Below are 3,084 nucleotides of genomic sequence, written 5' to 3'. Positions count from 1 at the left end.
ATTGATCTATTCTATTTTGAATAGCTAAGAATAAATAATAGTATTGATTATAAAAAGCGATTAAATTTTTAAAAAATTCCGATATATATTTTAAATATATATTAAAGGAGAATCGATGAATGTTAGAAAAAGTATTGGGATTTCTGAAATCAAGTGTCAATCGTACTCTATTAATCCTCATTTTGAAAAGGTTAAGTATAACGTCTGCATTTTGCGCTTGTATTACTTTAAGTGGTCTTGTTTTTTATTCGATCGGATATTCTTTTTTATTCGGTTATTATTTCTCAGGAATGAGTACCTCCCAAATTAGTTTGATTAGTTTATTGATAAGTAATGTACCCTTTCCTTTTTATGCTGTTACTATAACAAGTACAATGTTTATTAGTGTCATTGCTTTTTTTGTTATACTTCTCTGGAATATCAGTATTGGAGTAAAACATGTATTTACTAAGGGTAGTCGTACACTAGGTTTTATTCGAATATTCATTGTATTATTTTTATTCTTTTTATTCCATTATTCTCTTTCATCTTTTTTTGTAGGCGGTATTTTTGATCCTTCACAAAAATCAAATAGCTTTTTTTATGTATGGTTAGGTCCTTTAGCTGTTGCTATAGGGATATTTTTATTTAGGCAAATTCAAAAAGGGATCATTTCTTCATTCTTTGGTATGTTGTACGGATTATTATTAATCACTATTTTTTCCATTTTGTTTAATATTCCTCCTTCAAAAAATGGATTATATGAACTAATCATTATCTTTTTAGTTGCCTTGTTATTTAGTTACTTTGAACGTGCACTTTCACACCCTATTTATCGATTCGCATTGGGTATTCCTGCTTCTTTCATAATTATGCTGTTCGTAACTTCTATTATTACGATACGCTCTGATAACAGAATCATCAATTGGATCATTTTCAGCTTATGTATCATGCTTATTAGTATAACAATAAGCTGGTTAACTAGGAATTGGTTTAAACCAAAAGTCAATACTGATCCTTTAAATGAAGAAGAAATAGAACAACTCAAAGTATTGAATCGAGAAGCGTTAAAACGCTTAGGAATTATAACTATTTCTTCTTTATTTCTTCTTGTTACATTAGCATTTGTAAGTACAACTATTCCTGATGTCGCTAAATTAACTGGAGCATTCTTTCGCGCTACCACTCCAAAGACTGAGCATCAAGATATATATTATGAAGATGTCGCTAAGTCAGATGACAAATCTTCGCATATTAATACACCACAATTGAAAAATGTAGAGTTAGTTGCTCAAAAAGATGATATGTATTACATTTCAGATTCAAATGCAAAAATGATTATGATTAAAACAGATAAAATTCGTATAGAATCTAGTAAGTCAGATAAATAAACTATTCTATAGCTTAAGTGTAGTAAACTAAAGCTATTCTATAGCCAAGAATCCGGTATTAAGCGATGAGTTGCGTATTCGGACGATCCGCAGGATTGGCAAATCCGCATACTCTAAAGTAATGGAACTTCGCAAAGTTATAGGTTACAAGAGGCTAAACAGTCGTAACATGTTTGAAGAAACACTCAAAACCACATCGAAGCTAACTACAAAAAAATTATTCTCTGGAGCAATCCAGCATCGCCACAAAGCAAACCAGTAAGCGATATGGATGGAAATTTCTTTCGGGTAATCGCCGGACAATAATTTAAGTGCTGCCATCTAGACCGTAAATGCGGATCGAATGAGAACTCCAATGCTTTGCTTTGAAAGTTCTTTCCTAAAGGTCATAACTTTGCTCAGGTAACCGACGATAAACTAAATCAGGTTGTACGGTTAATGAACAACCGAACTCGCAAATATTTAGGCTAGAAGTCGATTCACTAATCGTTTCAGGTAAACTATTGCGCTTGAATTGATAATTAGTCATATATCTAATATTTGTAGCAAGCAAACCATATATTGGTGAGGGTGTCGAAAACATTCTCACCAATATATGGTTTGTTCTCGTATAAGTAAACATTCTTTGAGTAATCTTAGAATATAATAAGCACCGCTTGCCGTAATTAAAGAAGTACCTCCAAAAGTGAGTAAAGCTTATAAGTAGAACTAAAGCAGTTCAAGTATACAATTTTCTTAAAGTTCACAAGTGACTTTATCTCATTCTATTTATTTATAAATAGCTTTGAGATTTATTTTCAAAAATTCAGATATTATAACTGTTTTGATTTTATTGTATTTACTTACTTAGCAATATATAATATAAATACAAACAAACGTTCCTATTATAATGACAGGAGTTGTATTATGAAGTTTACAGAACAAGTTTTAAATGATTATGCCCAACCCTTGAGTGCCACAGAGGAGCAACAATGCAAAAATGCAATCCGAATGGTAATTGATGCTTTAAAAAATTTAGGATTTCATGAAGTTAGAAGTACAATTGATACCATGTATAATGAGACAAATGCATACTTTCAAGAAATGAGTTCCCCTACTAGAAAAATCAAAGTATTTTTGCAAGGATCATATGCTAATAACACAAATGTTCGCACACAGAGCGATGTTGACATTGCTGTAGTTCAAGAAGAAGTATTTATAACAAAGTATAGACATGGAGCAACAGAAAAGGATTATCAATTTCAAACAGTTCCTAATCCCCCTATCACATTCAAAGACGAAGTTGAATACGCCCTGAAAGAAAAATTTGGTTCTTCTGTCAGTAGAGAAAATAAATCGATTAAAATTCACGGGAATACCTATCGCAAGGATGCAGATGCTGTCCCATGTAAAAGATATAAAGATTTTAGTTATGATTTCTCAAATAATCCGCTGAATTTTGTAGGTGGTATTTATATATCTGCCGATTCTGGAGAAACTATTATCAATTATCCAGAACAACACATTAAGAACGGAAAAGAAAAAAATATCGCTACAAATTATTATTATAAAAAAATGGTTCGTATTCTCAAAATGATGCGCTATCTCATGAAAGATTTAAATATTAAATCTGCAGGTACAATAAGCTCCTTTGCTTTAGAATCTTTGTTCTGGAATATACCTAATAACTATTATTTGGAAAATAGCGATTACAGAAAAGTATTCTTTTTCAAAC

The 3,084-nt window shown here is 31.1% G+C and carries 2 protein-coding genes and 1 pseudogene; all 3 read left to right on the top strand.

Annotated features, from left to right (window positions below):
* Positions 1 to 119 precede the first annotated feature (119 nt).
* Complete coding sequence (locus tag PTI45_RS23540) at positions 120 to 1,370, top strand: hypothetical protein (protein WP_069330028.1); 1,251 nt, start codon at positions 120 to 122, stop codon at positions 1,368 to 1,370.
* Between the two features lie 336 nt (positions 1,371 to 1,706).
* Positions 1,707 to 1,841, top strand: a pseudogene (locus PTI45_RS24665) (IS30 family transposase); the annotation flags it as partial.
* Between the two features lie 435 nt (positions 1,842 to 2,276).
* Positions 2,277 to 3,084 (top strand): nucleotidyltransferase domain-containing protein (locus PTI45_RS23535; RefSeq protein ID WP_069330027.1); only part of this gene is annotated, 808 nt, incomplete at its 3' end.

The organism is Paenibacillus nuruki (genome assembly GCF_001721045.1).
GTDB classification, from domain to species: domain Bacteria; phylum Bacillota; class Bacilli; order Paenibacillales; family Paenibacillaceae; genus Saccharibacillus; species Saccharibacillus nuruki.
The sequence above is the reverse complement of the archived record's forward strand: the minus strand, read 5'-3'. Positions and strand labels throughout refer to the sequence as shown.